Origin of the sequence: Microcoleus sp. S13C4 (assembly GCF_036700865.1) — a bacterium.
In the GTDB taxonomy this organism is placed as follows: Bacteria; Cyanobacteriota; Cyanobacteriia; order Cyanobacteriales; family Microcoleaceae; genus Microcoleus.
The window spans coordinates 1-25,188 of sequence record NZ_JAUBPS010000083.1; the positions used below are offsets into that span (position 1 = coordinate 1).

General features: G+C 45.7%; 26 protein-coding genes and 1 tRNA gene. 16 read left to right on the forward strand and 11 right to left on the reverse strand.

The genetic code is table 11. The features are described from left to right. Positions 1 to 319: 319 nt before the first annotated feature. Positions 320 to 1,105, forward strand: a complete 786-nt coding sequence (locus QT996_RS24580; protein ID WP_333049752.1) for a hypothetical protein — start codon at positions 320 to 322, stop codon at positions 1,103 to 1,105. 149 nt (positions 1,106 to 1,254) lie between these two features. Here QT996_RS24580 and QT996_RS24585 read toward each other — a convergent pair whose 3' ends face one another. Continuing rightward, positions 1,255 to 2,016 carry a nucleotidyltransferase domain-containing protein gene (locus QT996_RS24585; protein WP_333049754.1) on the reverse strand — a complete coding sequence of 254 codons (762 nt, stop codon included), beginning with the start codon at positions 2,014 to 2,016 and terminating at the stop codon, positions 1,255 to 1,257. Between the two features lie 45 nt (positions 2,017 to 2,061). Further along, positions 2,062 to 3,114 (reverse strand): DNA polymerase beta superfamily protein, encoded by a 1,053-nt coding sequence (locus tag QT996_RS24590; protein WP_333049756.1) that lies wholly within the window; start codon positions 3,112 to 3,114, stop codon positions 2,062 to 2,064. Between the two features lie 6 nt (positions 3,115 to 3,120). Here QT996_RS24590 and QT996_RS24595 point away from each other — a divergent pair, with 6 nt between their 5' ends. The 4 genes from QT996_RS24595 to QT996_RS24610 all read left to right on the forward strand — a co-directional run bounded on the left by QT996_RS24595 (position 3,121) and on the right by QT996_RS24610 (position 5,190). After that, positions 3,121 to 3,618, forward strand: a complete 498-nt coding sequence (locus tag QT996_RS24595) for a type I restriction-modification enzyme R subunit C-terminal domain-containing protein (protein ID WP_333049757.1) — start codon at positions 3,121 to 3,123, stop codon at positions 3,616 to 3,618. Between the two features lie 25 nt (positions 3,619 to 3,643). After that, complete coding sequence (locus QT996_RS24600) at positions 3,644 to 4,552, forward strand: hypothetical protein (RefSeq protein ID WP_333049759.1); 909 nt, start codon at positions 3,644 to 3,646, stop codon at positions 4,550 to 4,552. Positions 4,553 to 4,786: 234 nt separating this feature from the next. Next, positions 4,787 to 4,984, forward strand: a complete 198-nt coding sequence (locus QT996_RS24605; RefSeq protein ID WP_265237275.1) for a type II toxin-antitoxin system HicA family toxin — start codon at positions 4,787 to 4,789, stop codon at positions 4,982 to 4,984. Further along, positions 4,984 to 5,190 (forward strand): type II toxin-antitoxin system HicB family antitoxin, encoded by a 207-nt coding sequence (locus tag QT996_RS24610; RefSeq protein ID WP_236506884.1) that lies wholly within the window; start codon positions 4,984 to 4,986, stop codon positions 5,188 to 5,190. Before QT996_RS24605 ends, QT996_RS24610 begins: the two co-directional genes overlap by 1 nt. 91 nt (positions 5,191 to 5,281) lie before the next feature. Here QT996_RS24610 and QT996_RS24615 read toward each other — a convergent pair. From QT996_RS24615 to QT996_RS24640, 6 genes are all read right to left on the reverse strand, one after another. Beyond that, positions 5,282 to 5,353 (reverse strand) — tRNA-Val (locus QT996_RS24615). 125 nt (positions 5,354 to 5,478) lie between these two features. Then, positions 5,479 to 5,691, reverse strand: coding sequence for a DUF2839 domain-containing protein (locus QT996_RS24620; protein ID WP_333049761.1), 213 nt, complete (start codon positions 5,689 to 5,691; stop codon positions 5,479 to 5,481). Positions 5,692 to 5,756: 65 nt separating this feature from the next. Continuing rightward, positions 5,757 to 7,265 carry a helicase C-terminal domain-containing protein gene (locus QT996_RS24625; protein ID WP_333049763.1) on the reverse strand — a complete coding sequence of 503 codons (1,509 nt, stop codon included), beginning with the start codon at positions 7,263 to 7,265 and terminating at the stop codon, positions 5,757 to 5,759. Between the two features lie 22 nt (positions 7,266 to 7,287). Continuing rightward, positions 7,288 to 8,817 carry a pentapeptide repeat-containing protein gene (locus tag QT996_RS24630; protein WP_333049764.1) on the reverse strand — a complete coding sequence of 510 codons (1,530 nt, stop codon included), beginning with the start codon at positions 8,815 to 8,817 and terminating at the stop codon, positions 7,288 to 7,290. Between the two features lie 80 nt (positions 8,818 to 8,897). Then, on the reverse strand, positions 8,898 to 10,460 hold the full coding sequence (locus QT996_RS24635; RefSeq protein WP_333049765.1) for a pentapeptide repeat-containing protein: 1,563 nt from the start codon (positions 10,458 to 10,460) through the stop codon (positions 8,898 to 8,900). A 96-nt stretch (positions 10,461 to 10,556) separates the two neighbouring features. Then, positions 10,557 to 12,119 (reverse strand): pentapeptide repeat-containing protein, encoded by a 1,563-nt coding sequence (locus QT996_RS24640; protein WP_333049767.1) that lies wholly within the window; start codon positions 12,117 to 12,119, stop codon positions 10,557 to 10,559. A gap of 38 nt (positions 12,120 to 12,157) precedes the next feature. On the opposite strand from QT996_RS24640, the gene QT996_RS24645 reads away from it, so the two are divergent. From QT996_RS24645 to ccmS, 7 genes are all read left to right on the forward strand, one after another. Further along, positions 12,158 to 12,997 (forward strand): prephenate/arogenate dehydrogenase, encoded by an 840-nt coding sequence (locus QT996_RS24645; protein ID WP_333049768.1) that lies wholly within the window; start codon positions 12,158 to 12,160, stop codon positions 12,995 to 12,997. Positions 12,998 to 13,064: 67 nt separating this feature from the next. Continuing rightward, positions 13,065 to 14,900: an APC family permease gene (locus tag QT996_RS24650; RefSeq protein ID WP_333049769.1), complete on the forward strand. Its 1,836-nt coding sequence runs from the start codon at positions 13,065 to 13,067 to the stop codon at positions 14,898 to 14,900. 352 nt (positions 14,901 to 15,252) lie between these two features. Further along, a complete protein-coding gene (locus QT996_RS24655) occupies positions 15,253 to 15,501 on the forward strand; it encodes a hypothetical protein (RefSeq protein ID WP_333049771.1) in 249 nt (82 codons plus the stop codon). Positions 15,502 to 15,765: 264 nt separating this feature from the next. Continuing rightward, the gene (locus QT996_RS24660; RefSeq protein WP_333049773.1) at positions 15,766 to 15,981 is read left to right on the forward strand and encodes an RtcB family protein; all 216 of its coding nucleotides are present in this window, start codon (positions 15,766 to 15,768) and stop codon (positions 15,979 to 15,981) included. A gap of 14 nt (positions 15,982 to 15,995) precedes the next feature. Then, entirely contained in the window at positions 15,996 to 16,292 is a 297-nt protein-coding gene (locus QT996_RS24665; RefSeq protein ID WP_333049775.1) for an RtcB family protein, read from the forward strand. 102 nt (positions 16,293 to 16,394) lie between these two features. Continuing rightward, the gene (locus QT996_RS24670) at positions 16,395 to 18,191 is read left to right on the forward strand and encodes an ABC transporter ATP-binding protein (protein WP_333049776.1); all 1,797 of its coding nucleotides are present in this window, start codon (positions 16,395 to 16,397) and stop codon (positions 18,189 to 18,191) included. 169 nt (positions 18,192 to 18,360) lie between these two features. Then, positions 18,361 to 18,792 (forward strand): beta-carboxysome assembly chaperone CcmS, encoded by a 432-nt coding sequence (ccmS, locus tag QT996_RS24675; RefSeq protein WP_333049778.1) that lies wholly within the window; start codon positions 18,361 to 18,363, stop codon positions 18,790 to 18,792. A gap of 316 nt (positions 18,793 to 19,108) precedes the next feature. Here the strand turns inward: ccmS and QT996_RS24680 are convergent, their stop codons facing one another. From QT996_RS24680 to QT996_RS24690, 3 genes are all read right to left on the reverse strand, one after another. Then, positions 19,109 to 20,044 carry a fused MFS/spermidine synthase gene (locus QT996_RS24680; protein WP_333049780.1) on the reverse strand — a complete coding sequence of 312 codons (936 nt, stop codon included), beginning with the start codon at positions 20,042 to 20,044 and terminating at the stop codon, positions 19,109 to 19,111. Positions 20,045 to 20,230: 186 nt separating this feature from the next. After that, positions 20,231 to 20,830, reverse strand: coding sequence for an adenylate/guanylate cyclase domain-containing protein (locus QT996_RS24685; protein WP_333049781.1), 600 nt, complete (start codon positions 20,828 to 20,830; stop codon positions 20,231 to 20,233). Between the two features lie 6 nt (positions 20,831 to 20,836). Beyond that, the gene (locus tag QT996_RS24690; protein WP_333049783.1) at positions 20,837 to 21,568 is read right to left on the reverse strand and encodes a response regulator; all 732 of its coding nucleotides are present in this window, start codon (positions 21,566 to 21,568) and stop codon (positions 20,837 to 20,839) included. A 315-nt stretch (positions 21,569 to 21,883) separates the two neighbouring features. Here QT996_RS24690 and QT996_RS24695 point away from each other — a divergent pair, with 315 nt between their 5' ends. The 4 genes from QT996_RS24695 to QT996_RS24710 all read left to right on the forward strand — a co-directional run bounded on the left by QT996_RS24695 (position 21,884) and on the right by QT996_RS24710 (position 25,091). After that, complete coding sequence (locus tag QT996_RS24695) at positions 21,884 to 22,243, forward strand: hypothetical protein (RefSeq protein WP_333049784.1); 360 nt, start codon at positions 21,884 to 21,886, stop codon at positions 22,241 to 22,243. A 456-nt stretch (positions 22,244 to 22,699) separates the two neighbouring features. Further along, positions 22,700 to 23,146, forward strand: a complete 447-nt coding sequence (locus QT996_RS24700) for a SufE family protein (protein WP_333049786.1) — start codon at positions 22,700 to 22,702, stop codon at positions 23,144 to 23,146. A gap of 14 nt (positions 23,147 to 23,160) precedes the next feature. Further along, a complete protein-coding gene (locus QT996_RS24705) occupies positions 23,161 to 24,066 on the forward strand; it encodes an alpha/beta hydrolase (protein ID WP_333049787.1) in 906 nt (301 codons plus the stop codon). Between the two features lie 68 nt (positions 24,067 to 24,134). Then, on the forward strand, positions 24,135 to 25,091 hold the full coding sequence (locus tag QT996_RS24710) for a DUF6282 family protein (protein WP_333049788.1): 957 nt from the start codon (positions 24,135 to 24,137) through the stop codon (positions 25,089 to 25,091). Positions 25,092 to 25,188 lie beyond the last annotated feature (97 nt).

Genomic DNA, 25,188 nt, shown 5'->3' on the forward strand with positions numbered 1-25,188 from the left:
AAAAAGTATTCAAGATTAGTTATTTAATCTTCTCCCTCTTGAGTTTTTGAGTAACAGCTTGCCGGATATTCAAAGGTTGCTACTTTTAGCTGCAATCATTTTTTAGTCTAAACTACAGTAATTTACGCCTCAGGAAAATCTTTTTTTATATAGCCAGAATAAAATTAAGGGTGATCGATGTCTGCTAAATTCTTTAATCTTACGGTAAAAAAATAGTGCCTTTACCAGGAGGAGTCTTCTATGCCTGTAGATATACGGGGATTTTTGTTTTTTTGATAACATACATTTAACCAAAGGTTAAGAGAACGGTTAAGAGAACATGAAATTCCAAATTCCTTTAAATCCAGGAGCTGTAACCCAGTTTTTGCTTCGAGTGGTGTTCTGTCTACTTGTACTATCTTTCTTAAGTCAGATGACTTTGTACTTCTTGCCGGATTACCCGTCTAGAGACTTCTTGGCAAAAGGATTCAACGTTGATGACGAGGGGAACATTCCAACCTTCTACTCATTTTTGGCATTGCTGTTTAGTTCTCTGTTGGTGGGTGTGATCGCCCATGCGAAAAATTTGGATAGTTGTCGCTACAAGCATCACTGGAAAATTTTATCATTCATCTTTTTATATCTATCTTTAGACGAAGTGGGTCAATTGCACGAACAGCTTGTTTACCCGATGCGAAGCCTGCTAAATGCCACAGGATTTCTTTACTTTACTTGGGTTGTGCCGATCGGTTTTCTAGTAGCGATATTTCTCTTATCCTACACTAAGTTCCTGTTCCACCTTCCGGTTTCTACAAGAAAATTGTTTGTTGCAGCAAGCGCTCTTTATATTGGAGGAGCAATCGGAGTGGAAATGCTAGGAGGATACATAGTTTATACAACGGGACCGGGGAATCTATCCTACGTGATATTAACGACCCTTGAAGAGTCATTTGAAATGGTGGGCATTGTTGTATTTATCCATGCCTTGATTTCATATATCAAGACATATTTAGGCGGGGTAAGTTGGAATATTTACATACCAGGAAAAAACACACAATTTACCGAACATCAACATATCGACCTACCTGGCTTTAGCGAACCAGCCAACACACATCTATCAAGGTAAATCACTAAAAACCGGGTTTAATGGACGACGCAAATACTACACTCGAGCTTTTAATCACGATAAAAAACCCGGTTTCTTTGGTACTGACGCCTGGACTGGAGGTTCTGTTATCTTCGCCGCACCAAACGACTAATTAGAGGTGGAACAACTTAGTTCACAGATGACATCCTCACCTTTACCAGAAAATCGCTAAGAGCAACCTTTGCATTAGGATTTGACGGCAAATGACTTGTAAAACTTGCCTCTTCTAATATATTGATTAGCCGATCGCGCTCTTGCGGATAAAATTCAATATCTGTATCTTCCAGCACTGATTTTTCCTCGCCAGCCAGCTTGCGATCGATCAAATCAGGAATATACGACAACTGGAACTTCTCGTTAAGTTTCACCAAATTCGCCTCGACTTCTCCCGTTTGCATCAAGTGAATCCCCGCCAGCAACACTCGGTAAACGTACAGCAGCGGCTTAACCCGACGCGGGCGTTCTTTCTCAAACAATTTCCATTGAGTTTTAGCAAAACCGAGATAGTGGTGGCTGTGGTGCTTGGTAATGCAGTTCGAGGCGATATCCTTTAATTCCTCGTGTTCCTTTGTACTGTAAACTATGAGCGGCGAATACAGTTGTTCTAGCACGTAGCCGTTGCGCTTCAATAGCAACTCAAAAAATTTCTTGATGTCGTGAGTTACTAAATCAAGTTGCATTCCCTCCTGAACTTCCGAAACTTCGATTGTTTCTTCTCCAGAAATCAGTCCAATTACTTTCGGTAGCGGTAAGATGTGTACTCCCCGCAAGTCGAAGTCAGAATCTGCGGAAGGAAAGCCGTATAAGTGCGATCCGCTAACAGTCGCAAACAGCAGCGGATAAGGTTGAACGGAGATAATTTGGGTGAGATTCGAGATGTATTCTGTCATTTATTCCAGTCCATGCAGGCGGGCTTTGTTTCACAGAAAGCGATTTCAAGATCCGATTTCGATCGCACCTCTACGAGATTTAATCAAAAACAGGTTCGCTTTTTCGTAATTAGGACGTTCTGGCAATTTAGTTGCAGCAAAAGCGCGATCGAACTCACGGTGCAAACTCAACCGCCAGCGATTCACCTCTTCCCAGGATATTTCTTGGTTGCGGATCGATAAAAGTTGCGATCGATAATCCTGCACGCGAACGGGTACAAACCCCTCCTTAAGCACCGTAATTCCTGACAGCAGCAAGCGAATTAAGTGCATCGCGTGCTTCCAGCGAATTTCCCCGGTATTGCGGAGGTCTTGCTCCATTTTTTTAAATTGAGACAAAACGTAGCTATTGTAAGTTTGATAAACCAATTGAGAAAGAAAGATTTCCCGAATTGCGAGCAATTCTTGTGCTACAGGAGAAACAGTTTCTACTAAAGGCGTGTACAAACATTCTAGCACATTTGGATTAGCTTTTAGTGCCAAAACTAAAAACTTTTGCATTTCCCAATAGCATTCCTGATTTTCCTTGTTTTCCAATTGTTCTGGGATGCCGTAAAGCGACCAATGAAGTATTGCGGGCGGCAGGTAAATCCCGCGTCTGTCTGTATCGGATTGCTCGTTATCAAGACCATAAGCTCTCGAACCAACAATGCAGCGGTAAATTACAGAATCATAGAGGTTGTATTCTGCAAGAAAATCTCCTCCTGACTGCAATCCTTCGCTCTGAAACTGCTTGCGGATACTGAGTTCGTGCCGCCGCAGACTAACTTGTGTTCCGTCTGGGAGTTTGACTAAATATGCGTGGGAATTGTCCGTAGGCGATTGAACGATGACCCCTACTAATCCCGGTTTCCAAGATTGGTCGCTGGCGGGGTTTTTGACCTCGATTTTGGTGACAATTTGGGTTCCTGCGGGGATGATCAAGTTGAAATTTTGAGGAAGATTGGCATTTGCCATGAGGGAACCTCCTGCGGGGACACGAGCTACGATATTAGTGTAGCATAGGTGTAGTATAGAAGGGAAGTTTTGGGCGATCGCGGATTTGGTCTTGTTGAACATTGTCTAATGATCAACGAGGAACACCGCCAGCGGCTTAAGGAAAAGGTGTTGGAAATTGTGGAGACTCACCCGATGATCGCGGCAATTCGGAATGGGGAAACGGTGACGGACTTGCAACTGGTGGCGTTAGAACGTACAATGCGGCAAGAATTAGGCGGGGAAAACGTGCAGTTGTCGGAGTCGAATATTCGCAAGGCGTTTAATTTGAAGGTGAATAGTTTGCTGGCGTTTTTGCGGGAGTTGATGGAGATTGAGGCATTGCCGGATTATCAGGAGGTGGTGCGGCGGAATTTTGAGGAGTTTATTAGCCAGCGGCAGTTTAATGCGAATCAGATTCGGTTTTTACGGGCGGTGCAGAATGTGTTTTTGAAGAATCGGCGGTTGGAGGTGGCGGATTTGTATGAGGAACCGTTGGATAGGTGTGGAGAGGATGCGGTGGAGCGGTGGTTTAGGGAGGAACAGGTGGATGAGTTGATTGAGTTTACGGAACGGTTAGCTGCTTAGAGTTTCATTTTAATTTAGAATTGCCATGTCTTCTTTTTTTACCTTTGAACCTGCTGAAGATGATTTATATAATAGTCTTAGAGACGGCCTCACTTTTTCGGAAGACGAAAAAATTATTCAATCTATGTTTTTGAAGGATGACAAGAAAAATATTGAGCATATGTGGTCTTTGTATGAGCCTTATGCAGATAAGGATTTTTTGCAAGAAGTAAGAAAAGATTTTTATCCTCGGTTTTGGGAAATGTACTTAGGGTTTTCTTTGATTAAACAAGGAGTATCATTAGCTCCATATGATAAGCGTAAAGGGGGACCAGATTTACTGATTTTGAGAAAAAAATTGAAGGTATGGTTGGAAGCCGTAGCCCCAACAGCAGGTAGGAGTGCTAATGCAGTTCCTGAAATAGAGTTTGGAGTAGTTAGAGATGTTCCCGATGAGCAAATCAAACTACGTTACTGTTCTGTGATAGATAAAAAGTATAAGAAATACTCTGTATATACTGAGAAAAAAATTATTTTAGAAGATGATTGCTATGTTATAGCTGTGAATGGTGGTGCAATCCCATCGGCAAGCAAAGAGATAGATATTCCTAGAATAGTTCGTTGTGTTCTTCCCTTTGGAAATGAAGTTATAGAAATAAATATCGACTCCTTAGAAGTGTTAGATGTACATCATCAATATCAAGGCGCATCTTATAATAAATCAGGTAGCCTTGTGTCAACAAATATATTTTTAAATTCTAAATATGACGTAATCAGTGCTATCTTATTTTCAAATGTAGATGCACTAAATTATCCAAATTACCCTGGAAACGATTTTGTATTGATACATAATCCGCTAGCCAAAAATCCGTTGCCTAGAGGATTGATAGAACTTGGACGAGAATATTGGGTAGAAAACTCAACTCTCAAGCGTAGTAATTGGATGAATCATTAGCAAGGGGACTTAGGAATCTAAATTTCTTTACAAACAGACTCTAAAAAATGCTCACTGACGCTGAACTCCGGCCAGTTGACCCAATTTGAGAGAGATTACGATCATCGGGACTCTGGAACCCAAAGCAGGATGAAATTTTTTATCAGCGGCGCAGGTTACAATGGAGAGGTTGCTGAAGTTAGAGCATATTATGGGAATAAAAGTGCGGGAGTTGATGAGTTTTATAGATGAAAAATGAAAGTTAGAGAAGTTATTAAAATGTTAGAAGATGATGGTTGGTATTTAGCTAGAACAAAGGGCAGTCATCGTCAATTTAAACACCCAGAAAAGGCTGGGACTGTCACGGTGTCAGGTAATTTAGGCGTTGATATGCCAATTGGTACGCTTAAAAGTGTTTGGCGGCAAGCTCAACTAGAAGAGGAGGAAGATTAATGCGTTATGCTGTTGTAATTGAAAAAGGTGAAACTAGCTACGGTGCTTATGTTCCCGATTTACCTGGATGTGTAGCTGTGGCTGAAAGTTTAGAAGAGGTGAGAAATTTAATTAAAGAGGCGATCGCCTTCCATATTGAAGGACTACAAGAGGATGCTTTTCCGATTCCCGAACCTGTCTCTATTTGCGAATATGTTGAAGCTTAAGAAGGTGACGGCGGTTGAAACTGCGGCTACACAAAAGTTCGTCCCAGCAGAGGGGGACTAAGAAATAAGAGGAATCAGAAAATAAATTCGATGGGCAATACAGGATTTGAACCTGTGACCCCTTCCGTGTGAAGGAAGTGCGCTACCACTGTGCTAATTGCCCGCAGATAATTAAGATACCATACCAAGTCAAAATTCGCAACTAAATTTTTCCTAAAAATTCAGCCGCTGGTTTCCGAGTTAAACTCGACACAATGCCAAGAATACAGGCATTTGTCGAGTCTGGCATCAGTTAACCTGCCACCAACCCGCCGCTGGGCCGACAAACCGCACTACAATCCACCAAGCCACCAAAAGGCTAATCCCGAACCAGCTTCCGCGACTTGTCCACTTCACAAAATCTTCGCTTTGGGTTTTCGTGATTGGCAGCCAGGCAACGATGCGTTCTTCTTTACCGTATTCGTCGCCGATCGACTCTTTGCGACGCTTAGCTTCACCCATAATCTTTGTCTACTAAATTAGATTTCAACTGGATACCTAACCAAATTATACGCCAACAGGTCATCTCAAGCCTGCGTCAGCCAAGTCGTATCCAAATAATCAATCCTCGCAAAAGGACTCAAAGCCGCTAAAACCTGCTGTCCATAACTGCGGTGAATCACCCTGCTGTCAAAAATCGCCACCACCCCTTGACGTTCTCGCACCGGCGCGATCGCCCGCTGCAATTCATTCAGCGCCGCCGGCAGCAAATACAACCGAAACCAATCCTTGCGCCGTTCCTTATAATAAGCCACACGCGCCGTCACCAAAGGATTCTCCAAAGAAGGTAGCGGCAAAGTTGCGATCGCCAGCAAGTGAGGCGCGCTCAATTCCCCCTGATGTTCCCGCCAAAACTCCCACCCAGTCACCAAAATCGCATTCTCGCCCACATCTGTTTTTTCTACCTGCACCCGAGAACCGAACTCAGAAGCCAAAATCGCCGCCAGCCGAGCCTTCAGTGGCACATCACCAACAATCAGCACCGTTAAACCCGCCACCGACGCGCTCATCAACAGCAAAGTCCGAATTTCTTCCATTAAAACACCCTGAAATTCCGGCGTATTTGGCAGCGGCAGCCAGTTGGGAATGTACAGTTGAATTAATTCGCTTTGTCGATCGGGCGAAAACTTAACGCTCGTCAATTCTGGAAGTCCCAGCATTTCCCGGAAAATCGGAGCCTTCGGTTCCACATCCACCGCCCCTCCAATCAACACCATCGGCTGATCCTCCCAAATTTTGCTCAAAACCTCAGCCACCTGCACCGGCGCGCAGAACAGAGAAAATGAGCCAGCCTCCCGATGAATTTGCGCCCACCGCAGTTTTCCGTTTGCTTCCCACCGCTGCCAAAAATTCCTCCAAGCAGCCGGAATTAGGGGGTTTGGCTCGATGGTTTCAAACAGCCCCTTCAAAATATTTTGCTCTGCTGTTTCCAGCAAATAGCACTCCTCTGGTTTCGCCGGATGCTTAAAGAAAGCCCGCGTTAGCATTACCCGCCCTTGGAGGATTGCATCGGCGAGCATTGGCTGAGATTGCATTAAATCATTCCAATCCGCCGGTTGCAAACCCGCCGTCAATTGCTGGCGCGTCCAAACTTCCAAGTCATCCACACCGTCGATAATTGTCGGAATATTCCTGTGCAGTTCCGAATTCCCCGCCAAGCGAGTCGCCAGCCAAGACTCGGGATCGGCTAGCATCAATCCTCGTCCAGTGGCATTATCGGAATAAATCTCGATCGGCTTATCAGTTTGCAGCCACTCTTGCAAACGCGGAATTTCCACAGATCTCAAATGCTCGATCACCCGTGTCGGCGCCACTAAAATCACAGGCTCCTGCCACATCAAAATCGGCATCAAATAGCTAACTCGATACCGCTGTCGGTAAGCTCCAGCGGGAAGCCCTGTTTGGATCAGAGCGCTGCGCCCCAAGCGCAAAGCCCGCGCCACGAGCCGCGCCATCGTTAAATGGTGGGGCCAGTGCGGCTCGGAGTTCGATCGCAGGAAGCGGAGCAATGAGTTGTGGACTTCTACCTCAATCAATCGGTTTTAAAATTGACATTTCTCACTCAACATAATCAAAACTGGCCAGAAAATCAACTACTTTTTGACCGAGAGGCAAACTGAATTTACTCTCCTGATGAGTTGCACGTCCCTTCCCAAAATTCCCGTGAGAATTCACCATCAAACTCTCCTGTCCCGAACTAATTAAAATAGTTTGGGTAGGTGAGTCAAAAAACTTTGTTGGCTGACTAACCCGTGATATATTAGAGATCAAACTTATCAACTCATTTAATTTATTTGTAGCTGTACTCAATGCTTTACGCAACTGCACTATTCGTTTTTCATCTAAATTTTGACTTTCGATATTTTTGCCGATAACCATAATATTTCTCTGAGTTTGTACAGCATCCTTAAAAGGAAGAATCGCTAAAAAAGCTGCTGGCAATAAATGCTCATCGCTCTCAAATCTAAAAGTTAGAGTTGTGCGGCGGTAGCCGACTTCAATATTAGGAGGAAAATTCATTGCCCGGTAATGCCGAGCTATTTCGCTGTAAGCTGTTGCTAAAGTGCTGTTTGCTGAGTAGTCTAAAAGTGCGTCAACCACAATTTGCACTAACCCAGGTGTGTGATTTAAAAACTTTCTCGATTCTGACGACGAATTAAATTGTTGAATCTGAGTGCGATCGCCTGCGGGGCTGAGGTCAACCCACTCGCAAGCAATATCATCTGCGATGATGCCACACCGAGGAACCAAATACAGTTTGGCTCCGGTTAAAGTTGCCCCCCTCAAATCAGCGCCCACCCAATCAGCATTAATCAAATTTGTTTCTGTTAAATCAGCGTGAACGAAATTAGCACTTCCTAAATTAGTATTTCTTAAATCTGCTCCGTTAAGGTTAGCTCCGCTCAATTTAGCACAGCTCAGATCGGCGCCGTTGAGGTTAGCTCCCGTCAAATCAGCCCATTTGAGGTTAGCTCCGCTTAAATTGGCACTGCTGAGATTCACCTGTTGCAAAGAAGCTTGTCTCATATCGGCATTGCTCAAATTGACACCGCTAAGTTCTGCTTTCGTCAAATCCGCGCCGTGCAAGTTAGCTTCTTGAAAGTTAGCTGAAGAAGCCGAAGCACCTCTGAGATTTGCACCGGAAAGATTAGCACCGCACAGGTTAGCTTCCGTCAGTTTTACCTCTCTTAAATCTGCTTCAGTCAGGTTTGCGCCACTGAAGTTAGTTTTGCTGAGTTCGCAGCGGACTAATTCGCTTCTAATCAGGGATGCTCGGATTAATTGAGCTGCACTTAAATCGGCTCTCACTAAGTTTGCTACGTTGAGAGTAGCCCCGTTTAAGATTGCCCGCGACAGGTTGGTACTGCTGAGTCTCGCCACATTCAGGTTAGCTTCGCTCAAGTTAGCTTCGCTCAAGTTAGCGCCGCTGAGGTTGGTGACAAATAAGCTAGCCCGCCTTAAAATTGATTGGCTGAGGTTGATGCGGCTGAGATTTGCTTCATTCAGGTTGATTCCTGTGAAATCTCTGTCACCTTCTGTGTATCTCTTGACGAGTGCAAATCGTTTGAGCAGTTCTTCAGCTTGCATTTTTATTACTTGAATGAAATGGCAATTTGCTAACTTTTATATGGCATGAAGAGAAGTGATATCAAATTAATTTATAGTATTTACTCACCGAGCTGATAAAAGCTTTTGACAAACTCAATGACCGTATTTAGCGGCGGGGTGGTAAATCTTTGAGCTTTAATTGCAGGACTGATAGACGTTTTGTTGACTCCGGGCAAATTTGTCAAGTTTCTGCCAAAATCTGGGTGATAGTGAATCATCAAAGTTTCGGCGCTGGAGTTAGCCAGTACAGTTTGGGTAGGCGATTGGAAAAAACTTGACATCGGTTCGCGATCGAGGCGAATCGGCTGAATTTTCATTTCCCCTATTTTTCTCATTGTTTTGGTCAGGGCGACGTTTAATTGCACTACCATATTTGAGACTCTAACGCCCAGGTTATTACCACTTTGGGGTTGAATCATCTTGATCAGAGTCATCAAATTTTTCTGAGTAAATGCTGCATCACTAAAGGGAATAATCGCAACGAAAGCTGTGGGAAATAGTTGCTCGTCCTGTTCTATTCTAAATGATATGATTGTGCGTCTGGAATTAACTTCGATACTGGGAGGATGGTTCAAAGCAGGGTATTGACGGGCAATTTGGCGGTAGGTAGCTGCAAGGACAAAGTTAGCATCCGGGTCTAGGGGTCGATCGACAATAATTTGGACTGTCGGCGGTGTAGCATTGAAAAACCTTTGAGATTCTTCTGGAGTAAAGCGCTGAATGTGGCTGCGATCGCCATTAGGACTGAGGTCAACCCAATCGCAGGTAATGTCATCTGCTTTCACATCAAACCTAGACACCGCGTAAATTTTTGCCCCCGTCAGGGCCGCCCCCGTCAAATCGGCCCCTACCCAATCCGCGTGAATCAAATTCGCTTGGGTCAAATCCGCGTGTACCAAAGTAGCGTTCAATAGATTGACATTGCTCAAATTTGCCCCGTACAAGTTGGCCCCGCTCAATCTCGCTTCATCGAGGTCAGCGCCGGTCAGGTTCGCCCCGCTGAGGTCAGCCCACCGGAGATTAGCGCCTCGCAAGTCAGCACCGCTGAGGTTTGCCTGAGACAGATTAGCTTGTCTGAGTTCGGCATTGCAGAGGTTGACTCCTCGCAAGTCTGCCCTGCTGAGGTCGGCTCTGTGCAAGTTTGCCCGTTCCAAGTTAGCCGCTGTTAGGGAAGCGCCTCTAAGATGAGCCCCGCTGAGGTCGGCTTGCTCTAGATTGGCTTCTCTAAGGGTTGCTTCTCTCAAATCTGCTTCGCTGAGATTTGCACCGCTCAAGTTTGCACTGCTGAGGTCGGCTCGGATCAGTTCGGATCTGATCATTGTAGCTTCGACGAGTTGGGCTTCTCTAAGGTCGGCTCGAATCAAGTTAGCCACGTTGAGGATAGCGCCGCTGAGGTTGGCTTTGTAGAGATTGGCACCGCTGAGTCTGGCAACATTGAGTTTGGCTTTTCTCATGTTGGCGTTTGACAGATTGGTGCCGCTCATGTTGGTGAGGCTCAAGATTGCCTCACTGAAATTAGCCCCGCTGAGATCGATCCTGCTGAGATTTGCCTCGCAAAGGAGGATAGCAGTAAAGTCTCTTTCTCCTGCTGCATATTTGGTGATGAGTTCTTCGGCATCCATGCTTTTCAATTTCCCTGATGTGTTAGCTAGAACAAAGCTTTGTTGTGCCAACCTTTAAACTAGAATAAGCATTTTTTGTAACTTGATGCAATATGCCTAGACATCTATGTTATGGAAGCCTTTTATAAAATCCAAAATGCTAGTGATATTAGCTTGACCTAATTTTGTGCTTTCGGCTAACTTACCCGAGGTTGAGTTGCTCGGCTCATATTTTTTAATTAAGCGCTTGCCGAAGCCTGGGTGGTGATATACGCTGAGTCTTTGGTCGCGGGAATTAATTAATATCATCTGTGTAGGAATCTGAAAAAAATTGATGCTTTCGCCGATTTTTGGAAAAGAACTGGAAATTTTGATTTGGTCTACTTTGCTAATAGCTTGGTTGAGAGCTTTGCTGCATAACTGAACGTGTTTAGATTCTTTGACGTTAAGTTTGCCTGCATCGTGAGATTGAATCATTTTCATCAAAGCTATTAGGTTTTTTTGAGTGATGGCGGCGTCGTTAAAAGGAATGATGGCAACGTAAGCGGTGGCAAATAATTTATCGTCGCTGTCCATTTTAAAGGCGAGTACGGTGCGCCTGGAGCTGACTTCGATCGTGGGAGGCTGACTTAAACTCGGGTATTGTTGGGCAATTTGGTAATAAGTTGCAGCTAGGGCAAAATGAGCGCCTTGGTCTAAGGGCGAGTCAATCACAATCCGAACGGTGGGCAAGGTTTCGTGAAAAAATTCGTGGGTTCCTCCGGAGTTCAACCAGTAAATTTGGCTGTGGTCGCCGTTGGGGCTCAGATCAACCCACTTGCAGGTCATGCCTTCGGTTTTGATGCCGAGCCGCGAAACTGCGTGGAGTTTGGCTCCGGTTAAGGTGGCTCCGGTTAAGTCGGCTCCAATCCAGTCGGCGCGGATCAGATACGCATTTGACAGGTCGGCGTGAACTAAACTGGCATTTGACAGGTCGGCGTGGCAGAGGTCGGCTCGGCTGAGGTCGGCACCGCTCAATTTGGCTTCGCTGAGGTCGGCCCAGCGGAGATTGCAGCCGCTGAGGATTGCCCAGCGCAAATTGACGCCGCTGAGGTCGGCGCCGCTGAGTACGGCTTGAGTGAGATTGGCTTGCCGCAGTTCTGTACCTCGCAAGTCTGCGCCGCTGAGGTCGGCTCGGCTGAGGTCGGCTCCTTGCAGGTTGGCTTGTTCGAGGTTGGCTTCTGTCAAGCACGCGCCGCTGAGATGAGCACCTCGAAGGTTGGCTTGTTCGAGGTTGGCTCCTCGAAGAGTGGCTTCGGTGAGGGTGGCGCCGCTGAGGTTTGCGCCTTGCAGGTTGGCGCCGCTGAGCTCGGCTCGAATTAGCTCGGCTCTGATCAGTTTGGCTCCTATGAGTGTGGCTTTTTTGAGGTCAACTCGCACTAGATAAGCGACGTTGAGGTCGGCGTCGGTGAGGTCGGCGCCGCCTAGATGGGCGCCACTGAGTCTGGCAATGTTGAGTTTGGCACCTGTGAGGTTGGTTTTGCTGAGGTTGGCTCCGCTCAGGTTTGCTACACTCAGATTCGCACCCTTGAGGTTGGCTCCGCTCAAGTTGACGCCGCTGAGGTTGGCCTCAGTCAGGTTGATTCCGGCAAAGTTTCTTTCTCCGGCGGCATATTTTTTCAGGAGTTCCTCGACTGTCATGGGGGCGGCACCGTATCAAATATCCCCATTTTATTGCTATGAATATCGGTATTGTCGGACTAGGTTTAATTGGCGGCTCGATCGGGCTGGATTTGCGATCGCGCGGGTTTGATGTTTTTGGGGTTTCGAGTCGGCAGCAGACTTGCGATCGGGCGCAAGCTCGCGGTGTTGTAAATGAAGCCAGCATACACCTGTCTCTGATCGCAGCAGCCGATCTGGTTTTTATTTGCACGCCTCTAGGGTCGATCAAGCAGATCGTCCGAGAGTTGGTGCCCTATCTTTCCCCTGATACTATTGTAACGGATGTCGGTTCCGTAAAAGCACCCATAGTGCAGGCTGTGTCTTCTCTGTGGCCGAATTTTGTGGGGGGACACCCGATGGCGGGGACTGCTGAAAGCGGGATTGAGGCGGCGGTGCCGGATTTGTTTGTCGGGCGGCCTTACGTGGTGACGCCGACTTCCCAGACGCCGGCGCTTGCGGTGGATAAGGTTGAGGAAATTGCGCGGTTGCTGGGTGCTAAAGTTTACCGATGTGAGCCGAGCGAGCACGATCGAGCTGTGGCTTGGATTTCTCATTTACCGCTCATGGCGAGCGCGACGCTGGTTGCTGCGTGCGATCAAGAGGGCGATCGGGATATTGTTAATTTAGCCCAACATTTGGCGAGTTCGGGTTTTCGGGACACGAGCCGCGTTGGGGGCGGCAATCCCGAGCTGGGAGTGATGGTGGCGAAGTACAATCGAGAGGAATTGTTGCGATCGCTCTCTATTTACCGCGACAGTCTCGACGAGTTCATCAGCGATATCGAAGCCGAAAATTGGCAAGCTCTCGAACACAAGCTGAAGCTGACTCAACAAGCGAGACAGAATTACAAATTGTGATCCACAAATTACTTAAAACGGTTCCCGTCTAGATTATGATTTGTGGACGCCTATATATTGAGTTTCCATGTACACTTATTCTCGACTCAAGCGATTTTTACTGGGTGAATCTCTTCCGACTAGCGCATCGGTTCACGAGCGACTAAGCAACGCTACAGGACTAGCTGTTCTGGCTTCCGATGCACTTTCGTCTGTTGCCTACGCTACTCAAGAAACTCTGCTGGTACTGTTACTAGCGGGGAGTAGTAGTTTAAGGTTATCGCTGCCTATTTCTGGAATTATTATTTTACTGTTGGCGATCGTGGCGCTGTCTTACCGACAGACAATTAAAGCGTACCCCAACGGCGGTGGCGCTTACATTGTAGCGCGAGAAAACTTGGGTATTTATCCCGGTTTGATCGCAGCAGCTTCGCTGATGATTGATTACATCCTCACCGTCACAGTCAGTATTTCGGCTGGGGTGGCAGCCTTGACTTCAGCAGTTCCCTCGCTGCACCCCTACACAGTCGAACTGTGTTTATTTTTTATTGTCCTAATCATGTTTGCCAATCTCAGGGGATTGCGGGAATCGGGCAATATATTTATGGTTCCCACCTATGCGTTTCTCCTTGGCATTTTTATTTTGATTGGCTGCGGTTTATTCCAACAGGCAACAGGTCAGGTTATGCCGACATTACAAAATATTCCAGCTAAGGAACCTTTGGGATTATTTCTGCTGGCGCGCGCCTTTGCGGCGGGCTGTACAGCCCTGACTGGAGTTGAAGCCATATCAGACGGGGTGTTGGCTTTTAAGCCTCCTGAATGGAAAAATGCGCGCCTGACTTTGAGCTATATGGGGGGAATTCTGGGAGCGATGTTTTTGGGGGTTAGTTACTTGGCCCATATTTATCAGGTGATTCCTACAGAACATGAAACGCTCCTTTCTGTATTGGGAAAACAGATTTTTGGTGTCGGTGTATTTTATTACTATTTGCAGGCCGCAACTCTGTTAATTTTGCTGTTGGCGGCGAATACGAGTTATGCTGATTTTCCGCGACTTTGTTATTTTTTGTCGCGGGACGGGTTCTTGCCGAGGCAGTTGTCGCTGTTGGGCGATCGACTGGTTTATTCTAATGGCATTAATCTGCTCAGCTTCTGCGCTGCTCTTTTAATTATCATCTTTCGAGGCAATACGAGCGCGGTGCTTCCCCTGTATGCGGTTGGGGTTTTCACTTCTTTTACTCTCTCCCAATCGGGAATGGTAATTCACTGGTTTAAGGAACGAGGTAAAGGTTGGCAAGTTAGTGCTGTGATGAACGGTATTGGTGCAGTGGCAACAACGGGAGTTTTGGCTGTAATTCTCGCTACAAAATTCCTTTTGGGAGCTTGGGTTGTCGTAGTAACTATTCCGATCGTAGTCAGTCTATTTTTAGCTATTCACCGACACTATCGGTATGTAGCGGCTCGCTTGAGCATTCAGGGAATAGAACCGAGGTCTTATCTTCGTAGACCTAAAGTTAAGACGGTAACACATCCGGCAGTGGTGTTAGTCGGGCAGTTGCACCGGGGAACTTTCGAGGCCCTTGATTACGCTCGTTTAATTGCTGATGAAGTTGTGGCAGTTCACGTAGATATTGGTTTGACCGATCGAGAAAAATTACAGTTAGCTTGGAAAGATTTGCAGTCAGACATTCCTTTGGAAATTCTGGAATCGCCTTACCGTTCTGTTGGTGAGGCTTTGACGCACTTTTTGACTTTGTTTGAAGAACAGCGACCGGGAGTATATTTAACGCTGATCATTCCGGCTTTTGTGACGCGAAATTGGTGGGAGGGACTGCTGCACAATCAAACTGCTTTCTTCTTGAAAGCGGCTTTGCGGGCTAAGAGAAGTCGGGTGGTGACGACGGTGAGGTATTTTCTTTAAGTGGGGAGGGGCAACCGTCGGCGATTGCCCCTACTTCCTCGCAATGAAGACTGGAATGCGGTAGGACACGCTGGCTCAAAAAACCCGGTTTCTTCGCAAAATCTTTGGTTTGGATGCTATTTTTCTAGGGAGAAACCGGGTTTCTGACAGTGCTTGGTAAATCATATATATTTATTAAAAATTCAATGAAAGGATTGACAGATTAGAAATGATATGCCATAAATTTAGTCATTAGATAATTGCCTTTTAACTTATCTTGAAAAAGATGGCCGCTGCTGAACCCAAGTCTTTTTTTGCCTAAAAAATCTCTTCCACTCCTGGCGGTTAGTATGCAACCCGCAAAAGACTATTTATGCAGCAGCCGAAAAACTTGAACAGGCTTTTGCGAGCTTTGTCTCGGCAAAGTCTCGATGTTAGTTACAGCACCAAAGTCTACTCTATTTCTCTCAATAGTTATTTGAAAGAACAGTGGAATCTTACCAGTTCCAAAAGAGAATTTAAGAGTTCTTTGAATGAACACTGGCAAGATGCCGATGCTCAAACAGCAGAAGTTTTGCTCCCAGAGGATTTTCCTGTGGAAGCAAAGCGCTCAAACAGTTAGCAAGTTTGGCGAATTTCGTCACCCTCAAGGTGGTTGCGTTGGTTGCGCTGGCGCTACTCCTGACTTCTATCCAGGGGATGCGGGAGTGGCGATTGCATAGTCGAAACAGCAGGAATAGTGATCCCGGTGGCCACCGGTTCGGCTTCATGATTTACTCGGGTTCGCCGAATGTTGCCCGATCGAGCTTGCCAGGCCTAGCAAAAAAGTCTAAAACATCCTGAATCCCGGCTTTTTTCGCTGTCTGTGGCAGCAAATCCCGAACTTGTGAGCTATTTGCCAGCGGAAGAAGCAACAGCCGCTAACTACGGTTTTATCAACCGTTTGCTGCTAGCACAACTTCTGCGCTGGCGTTTGCTGCAAGTTTTCGGCGATGTGGAAGCTCCGTTAGTATACGATTTGCCTCACAATATTACCTTAGCTGAAGGTGCCCGCTGGGTGACTCGCAAAGGCGTTGTCGGGCACATTCGGGTCAGCCTGTAATTGTACCGGGTTCGATGGGCGCGCCCTCTTATTTGCTGGTTGGGAAGGGAAACGATCGATTTTTGCGATCGGCTTCTCACGGTGCAGGAAGGGCGCGATCGCGCTTCAATATGAGTCGCAAAGGTGTTGACAAAACTGACTCCGCTTTGGAATTAACTGGCGTAGATTGCATTACCTGGCGCGAAGAACGCAGAATCGAAGAAGCACCAACCCCTTACAAACCAATTCAACCAGTAATTGACGTTCAGGTTGAGACGCAAATAGTTGGTGTAGTCGCTAAAATGAATCCAGTGTTAACGTTTAAAGCCTAGGAACGGGGCATTGGAGAATTAAAAATTAAACAAGGGTAAGGTGCGCGCGGAGCACCCTACTAATTTTTAATTCTCGGCCCTATTTCCGATGCCCCATGCCCTATGAATGATTCTCAAGCATCACCAAATCCATCAAAACCTGTCCATCCCCTAAAGCGGCTGCTGAAGTACGGACGCCGCTACCGCCTGAAAGCTTGGCTGGCAAGTATCTGTTCGCTGCTGAATAAATTCTTTGATTTAGCGCCGCCAGCATTAATTGGTATTGCCGTTGATGTGGTGGTGAAACAGCAAGATTCTATACTCGCTCAGTGGGGCATAAAAGAGGTTTTTTGGCAACTGGCAATTATCACTCTTTTGAGCGCGATTGTTTGGACGTTGGAATCTATTTTTGAATATGCCTATGATTATTTGTGGCGCAATTTGGCTCAGGATATTGAACACGATTTGCGTCTGGAAGCTTACAGCCATTTGCAGGAATTAGAATTAGCTTATTTTGAAGAACGCAGCACTGGGGGTTTGATTTCTATTCTCAATGATGATATCAATCAACTCGAACGTTTTTTGGACGACGGCGCTAATGAGGTAATTCAGGTAATTACAACGGTTGTTGTGATTGGGGCGGCTTTTTTTGCTGCTTCGCCGGGTGTTGCTGGGCTGTCAATGCTGCCGATACCTTTTATTATTTGGGGTTCGATCGCCTTTCAAAATCGCCTCGCTCCTTTCTATGCTGATGTGCGGGAAAAGGTGAGTTTTCTAAACGGGCAACTGTCGAATAATTTGATGGGAATTACTACTATTAAAAGTTTTACTTCCGAAGATTATGAAATTCAGCGCATCGAAACACAAAGCCAAGCTTACCGCCAAAGCAACCGACGGGCGATCGCACTTTCGGCTGCTTTTATTCCGCTGATTCGGGTTGTGATTTTCTTGGGGTTTATTGCAACACTATTTCTGGGCGGTTTGGAGGTAGTGGCGGGCCGGTTGTCTGTGGGAACTTACAGCGTTTTAGTGTTTTTGACCCAGCGGTTGCTGTGGCCGCTGACTCGCCTGGGAGATACTCTAGATCAATACCAGCGCGCAATGGCTTCTACTAATCGGGTGATGAATTTGTTGGATACTCCGATCGCAATTCACACGGGTGATATTCGGCGGCCAGTTAGTTCGATTAAGGGTGAGCTGGAATTTAAAAATGTTACCTTTTCTTACAATCAAAGAAAACCGATTTTGCAGTATTTTTCCTTGACTCTGCCGGCTGGAAAAACTACTGCGATTGTTGGCGCTACCGGGTCGGGAAAAAGTACGCTGGTGAAACTCATATTGAGGCTGTACGAGGTACAGTACGGCAATATTTATCTCGACGGAATAGAATTAAATAACCTGAATTTAAAAGATTTGCGGAGAGCGATCGGATTAGTGAGTCAAGATGTGTTTTTGTTTCACGGTACGGTGGCAGAAAATATTGCTTACGGCAGTTTTGAGGCAAGCAATCGAGAGATAGTAAATGCTGCTAAAATTGCGGAGGCTCACGAGTTTATTTCGCAATTGCCCGACGGTTACAACACTATTGTAGGGGAACGCGGTCAAAAATTGTCGGGGGGTCAGCGGCAGCGAATTGCAATTGCAAGGGCTGTTTTGAAGAATCCGCCGATTTTGATTCTTGACGAAGCTACTTCAGCGGTGGATAACGAGACTGAGGCGGCAATTCAGCGATCGCTCGAACGAATCACCAAAAATCGCACTACAATTGCGATCGCCCACCGTCTTTCTACTGTCCGCAATGCCGATTGCATTTGTGTCATGGAAGAAGGGCTGGTGGTAGAATCTGGGCAGCACGAACAACTGATCGAACAGGACGGAATTTATGCGGCGCTCTGGCGCGTGCAATCTGGTATAAGATAGAAACGCAGCGGTTTTGGGTAATTGGGAATTGCTAATTTGTAATTGGGGATGGGCCATTGGGCATGGGTAACTAATGACAACAGTCAACTGCCAACTGCCAACTGCCAACTGCCAACTGCTAACTGACAACTGACTGTAAAATATTAGTTTATACAAACAAGAAGAGAAAATGTTTTTATTTGATAGCCCTGAGTCCAAACCCAACGAAAATAGCTGGAGCCGCAAGTTAGATAAATTTGTGAAAGCTAATCAACATGAATTGGCTGCTTTGGCTTGGGGGCTATTTCTGGAAAGGGGAGAGGAAAGCGAGGAGATTTTAGCAATTGATATTGCAGAAACTGCGCGTTTTGTGTATTGTAAGAAAGAGGCGGTTGAGGAGTTGAACCGTCAAGTAAAAAGTCATATTCAGGAAGTTGTAGGTGTGTTGAACGCTCACAAGCCTGAGAAGGAAGTGGCGATTTTGGCGATCGGTGAAGGTCAAATTAAGTTGATTCTTTTTGAACCTAAGCCTGAACCTCCCGTTTGTTTTGAGGAAGCCGCGACCGATGTGGATACATTGTTAGCTAAGCTGGAACAGCAGATGGGTGAATATATGAAATAGGAGTTATATCAAATCCGGTGGCATCGGAATTGATATTACCTACAGTCAGAAGAGGACGCCGTGCGGTTTCGCTACAATTAATCGGGCGATGGTTAGATCTATTATTGAGAAAGATTGATTATGTTGGGGTAGGGAAACGGCAATGCCGTGTCCTCAGTGGCCCTATTGTCGATGGTTATATACGATCGCACTCAAAAGGCAATTTCATCCCACAGTCTCTTTCAATCGGCGGGCTATCTCAACATCGTGAAAGCCACATCAGGAACAGCCTTTCCAGCCTGTTTCACAAAGAGTAAACCCGGACTTACTATAAATATCACAATAACCAGCAATCAAAATAACCAACGGGCGGCGAATCGTCATGCAAAATTTGAGCTTTTTCTAAATTAGGTATAGCTGCCGCCAATTCTCTACCTACTTTTACCTCAAGCGCCCTGTCTGTTAATGGAAAGGAAAATTGATAGCTATCTTGCAAATATTTTGCCTTAGCAACAATCTCATCTTTCTCCAAAATCTGGCTGTTGCTACCAATCAAAATGCTATTACTTTCCTGGCAAACACACAGGCACACCTGAGAAAACACACTTTGAAAAGTCCTGATTTTTTCGGCATAAAACTGATCTCTGTGCAGCATATTTGCTACCACAACTCCCTCGCTTGACAAGTGTTTTTCGCAGATTTGATAAAATTCTTTGGTGGATAGGCGGTGCGGAAAGTAGCCGTTGCCAAAAGCTACGTCGATCATAATGATATCGTACTGAGTATCTGATTTTTGCTGCTCTAAATACTCTCTGCCGTCTTGAATTGTTACAGTTAGCCGATCGTCGAATTTCACCCCAAAACACTGTGTAGCTGCTTCGATCGCGATCGGATCGACATCCGTACATTCTATAACAGTTTCCGGGAAATAGTGGTGCAAAACTAAGGGAATTCTGCCGCCGCCAAATCCAGCCATATAGATTCTTTGAGGTTGGCTTTGCCACACTAAACCCAATATCATCGCCTGAGTATATTCAGACACTAGATGTAAAGGATTGTTGAAATCGAAAACAGATTGCAGTAAATCTGTGTGCTGATTTACTTTTTCTACTAAAGATAGCTTAATGTGCGATCGCTCTTTTGTGACTGCAACATAGTGAACACCCGACTCTTTGCAAAAAATAACTTTGTCTGGCTGTTGCGGCAGCCAAGCCAGCCGCTGTCCAATAGCGGATAAATTAATAGATTGCCAAGTTTTGTGTTCCTCAATCATCTGATTTTAAATTTTATTTAAACTCGATATTCTCTAGGACTAAAGCCTCATAAACCCGGTTTCTACCAAAATGGCTGAGTCGCCCGATATCTGCGAAGAAACCGGGTTTCTAGTGAAGGCTGGCGCAAGTCATGTTCTCATTTTCCAGCCGGGCAAAAAACGAGAACACAACAGAAATTCAGCCGATTACAGCCGCTTGTACGCCACCAACTCCAAACCTGAAACCGAAAGTTCCACTTTTTCCCAGTCTTCCTTGTCACCTTCCAACTTTTCAAAGGCTGCTGAGGTGAGCAAAATTTCTCCCCGTTCCGCCAAATCCTCTCCCAGCTTTGATGCCAAATTAAATTCCGATCCGTACATATCCTCTCCTTCCAGCATCAAAACATCGCCACAGCCAATACCAATGCAGAGGTAAATATCCATCTCCGGCGGCAGTGTCGTGTTGACAGCGGCCGTTTGTTTCAAAGAGTCGATCGCAGCTTCCACCGCAGATTTTACATCAGCAAAAACTGCAAAAATATTGTCTGCTTCTTCCTTAACTACAGTGCCGCCGTATTCGGAAATTATCGGTTTGACAATTCCGTGCATCCGGTGAATCATTGCCAAAAAATGAATAATTCCGTAGCGGACTGTTGTGCGAGAAAATCCCGACATATCCATTACTAAAATTGCGTAATTTTTGCGGAAAGTGGCATTAATTTTTTCATCAATTTCAGCCATTCTTTCGGGATGTTCGTTTCTTTCTTGCAGCAACTTTTCCAAGTTAGCGCGGTTATTTGTTTTCATTTTAGTTTAATTAAATTCCCAATCGCGACAGAGTTCTTGAGGGCGGCCAGCCGGATGCACCGCACAAGTGATGCCATCCTTGCCGTAATAATAATCGCACACTTTGCAAGGTTTAGTTTGCTCTAATTTTTTGATCAATATTGCCCGGATTGTCTGGACTCGGTTGCGATACTTGTTTGCATTCGAGTGACTCGGTTCAATTGTCAAAGCTTGCTCGAAAGCTGCTAAGCTGGAATCGTACAATTTAATAATTTGGGCGCTGTATTTTGTCCAAGCATCCGCGTGGCTTTGATAAAGTTCGACTGTGTTTAAGTTTAAAATTCCATATTCCGTCCAAGCGTCCGCTGAAGCTCGATCGAACTTAATATTGGCATTGAGCAAAACTTTTTTGATCGTTGCCAAAAGTTCCCTCGGCTGCCAAGGTTTGCTAACATAAGCCTCGGCGCGATCGCCCTGGAACCTCGAAAATAAAGGTAACTGCTGTCCCTTGCCTGTTAAAAATACCACCGGTAGATTCCGAGTTTCGGGATTAGCTTTAATTAAACGGCAAACGCCGTAGCCGTCCAGGCGGGGCATTATGACATCTAATAATACTAAATCTGGGCAATTTTTTTCAATTTTATCCAGCGCTTCCACACCGTCAGATGCCTGAATTACATTCAAGCCGCTGCATCTCAACTGATGTGAAATGCACTCCCGCTGGCTGCGGGAATCTTCCACCACTAAAACTGTACTCATCACTCCCCACCTGGTTTTTGAGGTAAACTTGTTCGCTGTTTCGAGTTGTCCTTGCTGAAATCAGTTTACCCGCATTGGATGAATTTGCTATCCCTGGCAAGTTAAATTTACTCAAATTGCAACAATTCTTAAAGTGGGAGCAAAGGTGATACTTATCTGGTTGCTAATACGCGGATAATTGTTGAAGGTTTGGGCCGCAAATATTCGGCTTTTAAGCCTTAATAACCCCAAATCAAACTGATATCGGACGAAAACCTTGTTGAATTTCAACAGATAATCGGCTACTGTATACGTTGAAGTTCTTAAGGACGACAAATGAATAGATTGCTCCTCACTTTACTTGTAAGCCCGACGCTGTTTGGATCTCTGATGTCTTTGAGCGCCCTGGCCAATCCCGCTCAAATTGGCGAAACACCAAGCCAATCGGGTGATGCGCCCCGCTGCGTGCGATCGCCCCACACTCAGCGTCTGAGTTGCGTGCGCCTCTCCGCCAAAACCGCTGCTTCAAATTCTAAACCGACGATCGCTTGGCAGTCGCCGGATGGCCAGCCGGTGGCGATGCTGGACTTTTCGGAAGAAGAAAGCGATGCCGCCGTGGCGATGTTTGGCTGCGACTGCCCCGTTTGCATCAATTCCCTGCGCCAGTTGCGCGGTGTGCCGCTTTTACCCGTGTAAGGGCGATCGAGCCATAGTGTTCGAGCTAACGTTTGAATTTTGCTCAAATCGCGATCGTTGCGAAATTTGATAATTGCGGGACGATCGCACTTGTCATCTACAATCATCTATTCAGATCGGCGATCGATCATGCAGAGCTATCGACCTTTTGATGCCCACAAATTTTAATATTTTCTCACCAATTAAATGGCCTTCGATGTCTTTCGGGCAAAAGGCATACTATCGAATTCTCTCACAGCTCAACAGTTGTTTTTTTTGATATTTCATCACTCTATAATTTGACCGTTTGTAATGGCGAAGGTTATTCGCAGCTACACGGACGAGACTGCCAAAAGTTGTATTTTTGGGTTTGTAACAGTAGATGAATGCAGATCAACGCTGATGTTGCAAATCGAGCGTACCTGCTGCTACAATAAAGTTTATAATATTAGCAAAATAAACTGCTACGAGTAAATCATGTCCGCAAACACCGCGCTACCCGCAGCCCTAGCTAAAATCGTCCAGCGCTTTCAGCGACACTCCGATCCGAAACAGCGCTACGAACAACTGCTGTGGTATGCCAAGCGACTCCCAGCATTCCCCGAAAGCGATAAACTGCCGGAAAACAAAGTTTCTGGGTGCGTGTCGCAAGTTTATATTACTGCAAATTTGGCAGAAGGAAAAGTTCTGTATCAAGGTGATTCAGACGCTCAGTTAGTCAAAGGATTAGTTGGGTTGCTGGTGGAAGGTTTGAGCGGATTAACGCCTGCTGAAATTGTCACCATTACCCCAGATTTTATTCAAGACACGGGATTGAATGTGAGTCTGACACCTTCCCGGGCTAACGGATTTTACAACATCTTTCAAATGATGAAAAATAAGGCACTTGCTTGTGAATTGAGCAAGCAAGCCGAAGCAAATTAAAAGAATAAACAGGCATGACTCAAACTACAAATTTAACAAAATCAGGTTCTGGCAACTATCCCGCCGCAGTTCAAGAATATCTCTGGAATTGGAAAGAAAGGCAAATAAAAGTTATTTACGAAACCAGAGGACAGGGAAATCCTGTATTGCTGCTGCCGGCTTTCAGTACGGTTTCGACGCGAGAAGAAATGCGTTTTTTAGCAGAATTATTAGCTCATAAATTTCAAGTTGTGAGCTTAGATTGGCCGGGTTTCGGCGAATCCGATCGCCCGCGTACTGACTATCAACCGCAATTATACCATCAATTTCTTAAGGATTTTGTTGAGGCAAATTTTAATAGTCCTGTTGCTGTAGTTGCAGCAGGTCACGCTGCGGGTTATGTGATGCAATTAGCGCAATCACAGTCCAATGTTTGGTCAAAGATTGTGTTAGCTGCGCCGACTTGGCGCGGGCCTTTGCCGACGATGAGCAAACAGCAAAGCGGGTGGCATGGAATTGTGAGAGAATTAGTACGATCGCCCTTACTGGGACAATTCCTATACAAACTAAACACTGCGCCGTCATTCCTCAGTCTCATGTACCGCCGCCACGTCTATGTTGATGCAGCTAAAGTCACGCCGGATTTCATTCAAGGCAAATGGCAAGTGACGCAAAAACCCGGTGCTCGATACGGTTCCGCTGCCTTTGTGACTGGTGGTTTAGATCCGGCAAAAGTGCGATCGGAATTTACAGATAATTTTCAACAATTAGCAGTGCCGGTGATGGTTGTAATTGCTGAAAATGCGCCGCCCAAATCAAAGGCTGAAATGGAAGCATTAACGGAATTACCGGGTGTTGAATCGCGAGTTATTCCCGGTTCTTTGGGTATGCACGAAGAGAATGCAGAAGCTTTAGCAAATGCGGTTAAATCTTTTATTTGAGAGGATTAAGAGGAAATGAACCGCAGAGGGCGCCGAGAACGCAGAGGGAAGAAGGGAAGAGGGGATGAATGCAAGCTGTTTTTTTAACGTTAGTTTGGATGGTTTGCTCTTGGTTTTGTCTGCCAGCTTATGCTGTCGGAGATCCGCCGATGGTCAATTTGCCCAAGAGTACGATCGAAGGTGCGATCGACTTTCACATTCATTCTTCTCCGGATGTGATTCCTCGCAGGTTGGATGATTTTGAAGTAGGGAAATTAGCTGCTAGGGCGAAGATGAAAGCTGTTGTCTTGAAAAATCATTATGCCAGCACAGCAGCGCGGGCAGTTCTGGTTAATAAAATAGTACCAGAAATCGAAGTTTTCGGGGGAGTTGTTCTCAATCATTCGGTAGGTGGCATTAATCCCGAAGCGGTTGAGGCAATGCACCGCATCGGTGGCAAATACGGTAAAGTAGTGTGGCTACCAACGGTTGATGCTGAGCATCACCTGCAGGTTTTTCACAAATCGGGAATAGGGATTAAAATTGCGGAAAATGGCAAGGTTTTACCGGAAACAGCAGCGGTGTTGAAGATTGTAGCAAAAGAGAATTTGGTATTGGAAACTGGTCATATTTCCTCAGAAGAAGTGATGGCGGTTGTCGGTGAAGCCAACCTGCTCAACATTAAAAACATCCTGATTACCCACGCAATGGCGGATGTACCGGGTTTATCCCTAGAAAATATGCAAACAGCCGCCGCAGCCGGAGCTTTCTTAGAACTCGCATTTGTAAACGATTTGATGGGAGAAAATGCCGCTGATGACGGACACAAAAACTGGCATCAAGTTTCTATTAGTAAGATGGCAGCAGCGATTAAACTAATAGGAGCAGAGCATTTTGTTATGAGTACGGATTTAGGAAGGAAACCCGATCCTTTGCCGGCGGAAGGTTACAAATTATTTGTGGAAAAATTGATAAATGAAGGCATTTCTCTGCACGAAATTGATTTAATGATGAAACACAATCCAGCTCGATTGTTAGGCATTTAGAATTGGTAATTGGAAATTGGGTAAGCTGTTGCACATTTAAACTGTGATACAAGCATTACCCTTATTTTTGATTTTGCGACCCCATTTAATTATTAAT

Excerpts from the sequence above, each read along its gene's own strand:
- QT996_RS24580 (WP_333049752.1), top strand. The coding sequence starts at position 320 with ATGAAATTCCAAATTCCTTTAAATCCAGGAGCTGTAACCCAGTTTTTG.
- QT996_RS24585 (WP_333049754.1), bottom strand. The coding sequence starts at position 2,016 with ATGACAGAATACATCTCGAATCTCACCCAAATTATCTCCGTTCAACCT.
- QT996_RS24590 (WP_333049756.1), bottom strand. The coding sequence starts at position 3,114 with ATGTTCAACAAGACCAAATCCGCGATCGCCCAAAACTTCCCTTCTATA.
- QT996_RS24595 (WP_333049757.1), top strand. The coding sequence starts at position 3,121 with ATGATCAACGAGGAACACCGCCAGCGGCTTAAGGAAAAGGTGTTGGAA.
- QT996_RS24600 (WP_333049759.1), top strand. The coding sequence starts at position 3,644 with ATGTCTTCTTTTTTTACCTTTGAACCTGCTGAAGATGATTTATATAAT.
- QT996_RS24605 (WP_265237275.1), top strand. The coding sequence starts at position 4,787 with ATGAAAGTTAGAGAAGTTATTAAAATGTTAGAAGATGATGGTTGGTAT.
- QT996_RS24610 (WP_236506884.1), top strand. The coding sequence starts at position 4,984 with ATGCGTTATGCTGTTGTAATTGAAAAAGGTGAAACTAGCTACGGTGCT.
- QT996_RS24620 (WP_333049761.1), bottom strand. The coding sequence starts at position 5,691 with ATGGGTGAAGCTAAGCGTCGCAAAGAGTCGATCGGCGACGAATACGGT.
- QT996_RS24630 (WP_333049764.1), bottom strand. The coding sequence starts at position 8,817 with ATGCAAGCTGAAGAACTGCTCAAACGATTTGCACTCGTCAAGAGATAC.
- QT996_RS24635 (WP_333049765.1), bottom strand. The coding sequence starts at position 10,460 with ATGGATGCCGAAGAACTCATCACCAAATATGCAGCAGGAGAAAGAGAC.
- QT996_RS24640 (WP_333049767.1), bottom strand. The coding sequence starts at position 12,119 with ATGACAGTCGAGGAACTCCTGAAAAAATATGCCGCCGGAGAAAGAAAC.
- QT996_RS24645 (WP_333049768.1), top strand. The coding sequence starts at position 12,158 with ATGAATATCGGTATTGTCGGACTAGGTTTAATTGGCGGCTCGATCGGG.
- QT996_RS24650 (WP_333049769.1), top strand. The coding sequence starts at position 13,065 with ATGTACACTTATTCTCGACTCAAGCGATTTTTACTGGGTGAATCTCTT.
- QT996_RS24655 (WP_333049771.1), top strand. The coding sequence starts at position 15,253 with ATGCAGCAGCCGAAAAACTTGAACAGGCTTTTGCGAGCTTTGTCTCGG.
- QT996_RS24665 (WP_333049775.1), top strand. The coding sequence starts at position 15,996 with ATGGGCGCGCCCTCTTATTTGCTGGTTGGGAAGGGAAACGATCGATTT.
- QT996_RS24670 (WP_333049776.1), top strand. The coding sequence starts at position 16,395 with ATGAATGATTCTCAAGCATCACCAAATCCATCAAAACCTGTCCATCCC.
- ccmS (WP_333049778.1), top strand. The coding sequence starts at position 18,361 with ATGTTTTTATTTGATAGCCCTGAGTCCAAACCCAACGAAAATAGCTGG.
- QT996_RS24680 (WP_333049780.1), bottom strand. The coding sequence starts at position 20,044 with ATGATTGAGGAACACAAAACTTGGCAATCTATTAATTTATCCGCTATT.
- QT996_RS24685 (WP_333049781.1), bottom strand. The coding sequence starts at position 20,830 with ATGAAAACAAATAACCGCGCTAACTTGGAAAAGTTGCTGCAAGAAAGA.
- QT996_RS24690 (WP_333049783.1), bottom strand. The coding sequence starts at position 21,568 with ATGAGTACAGTTTTAGTGGTGGAAGATTCCCGCAGCCAGCGGGAGTGC.
- QT996_RS24695 (WP_333049784.1), top strand. The coding sequence starts at position 21,884 with ATGAATAGATTGCTCCTCACTTTACTTGTAAGCCCGACGCTGTTTGGA.
- QT996_RS24700 (WP_333049786.1), top strand. The coding sequence starts at position 22,700 with ATGTCCGCAAACACCGCGCTACCCGCAGCCCTAGCTAAAATCGTCCAG.
- QT996_RS24705 (WP_333049787.1), top strand. The coding sequence starts at position 23,161 with ATGACTCAAACTACAAATTTAACAAAATCAGGTTCTGGCAACTATCCC.
- QT996_RS24710 (WP_333049788.1), top strand. The coding sequence starts at position 24,135 with ATGCAAGCTGTTTTTTTAACGTTAGTTTGGATGGTTTGCTCTTGGTTT.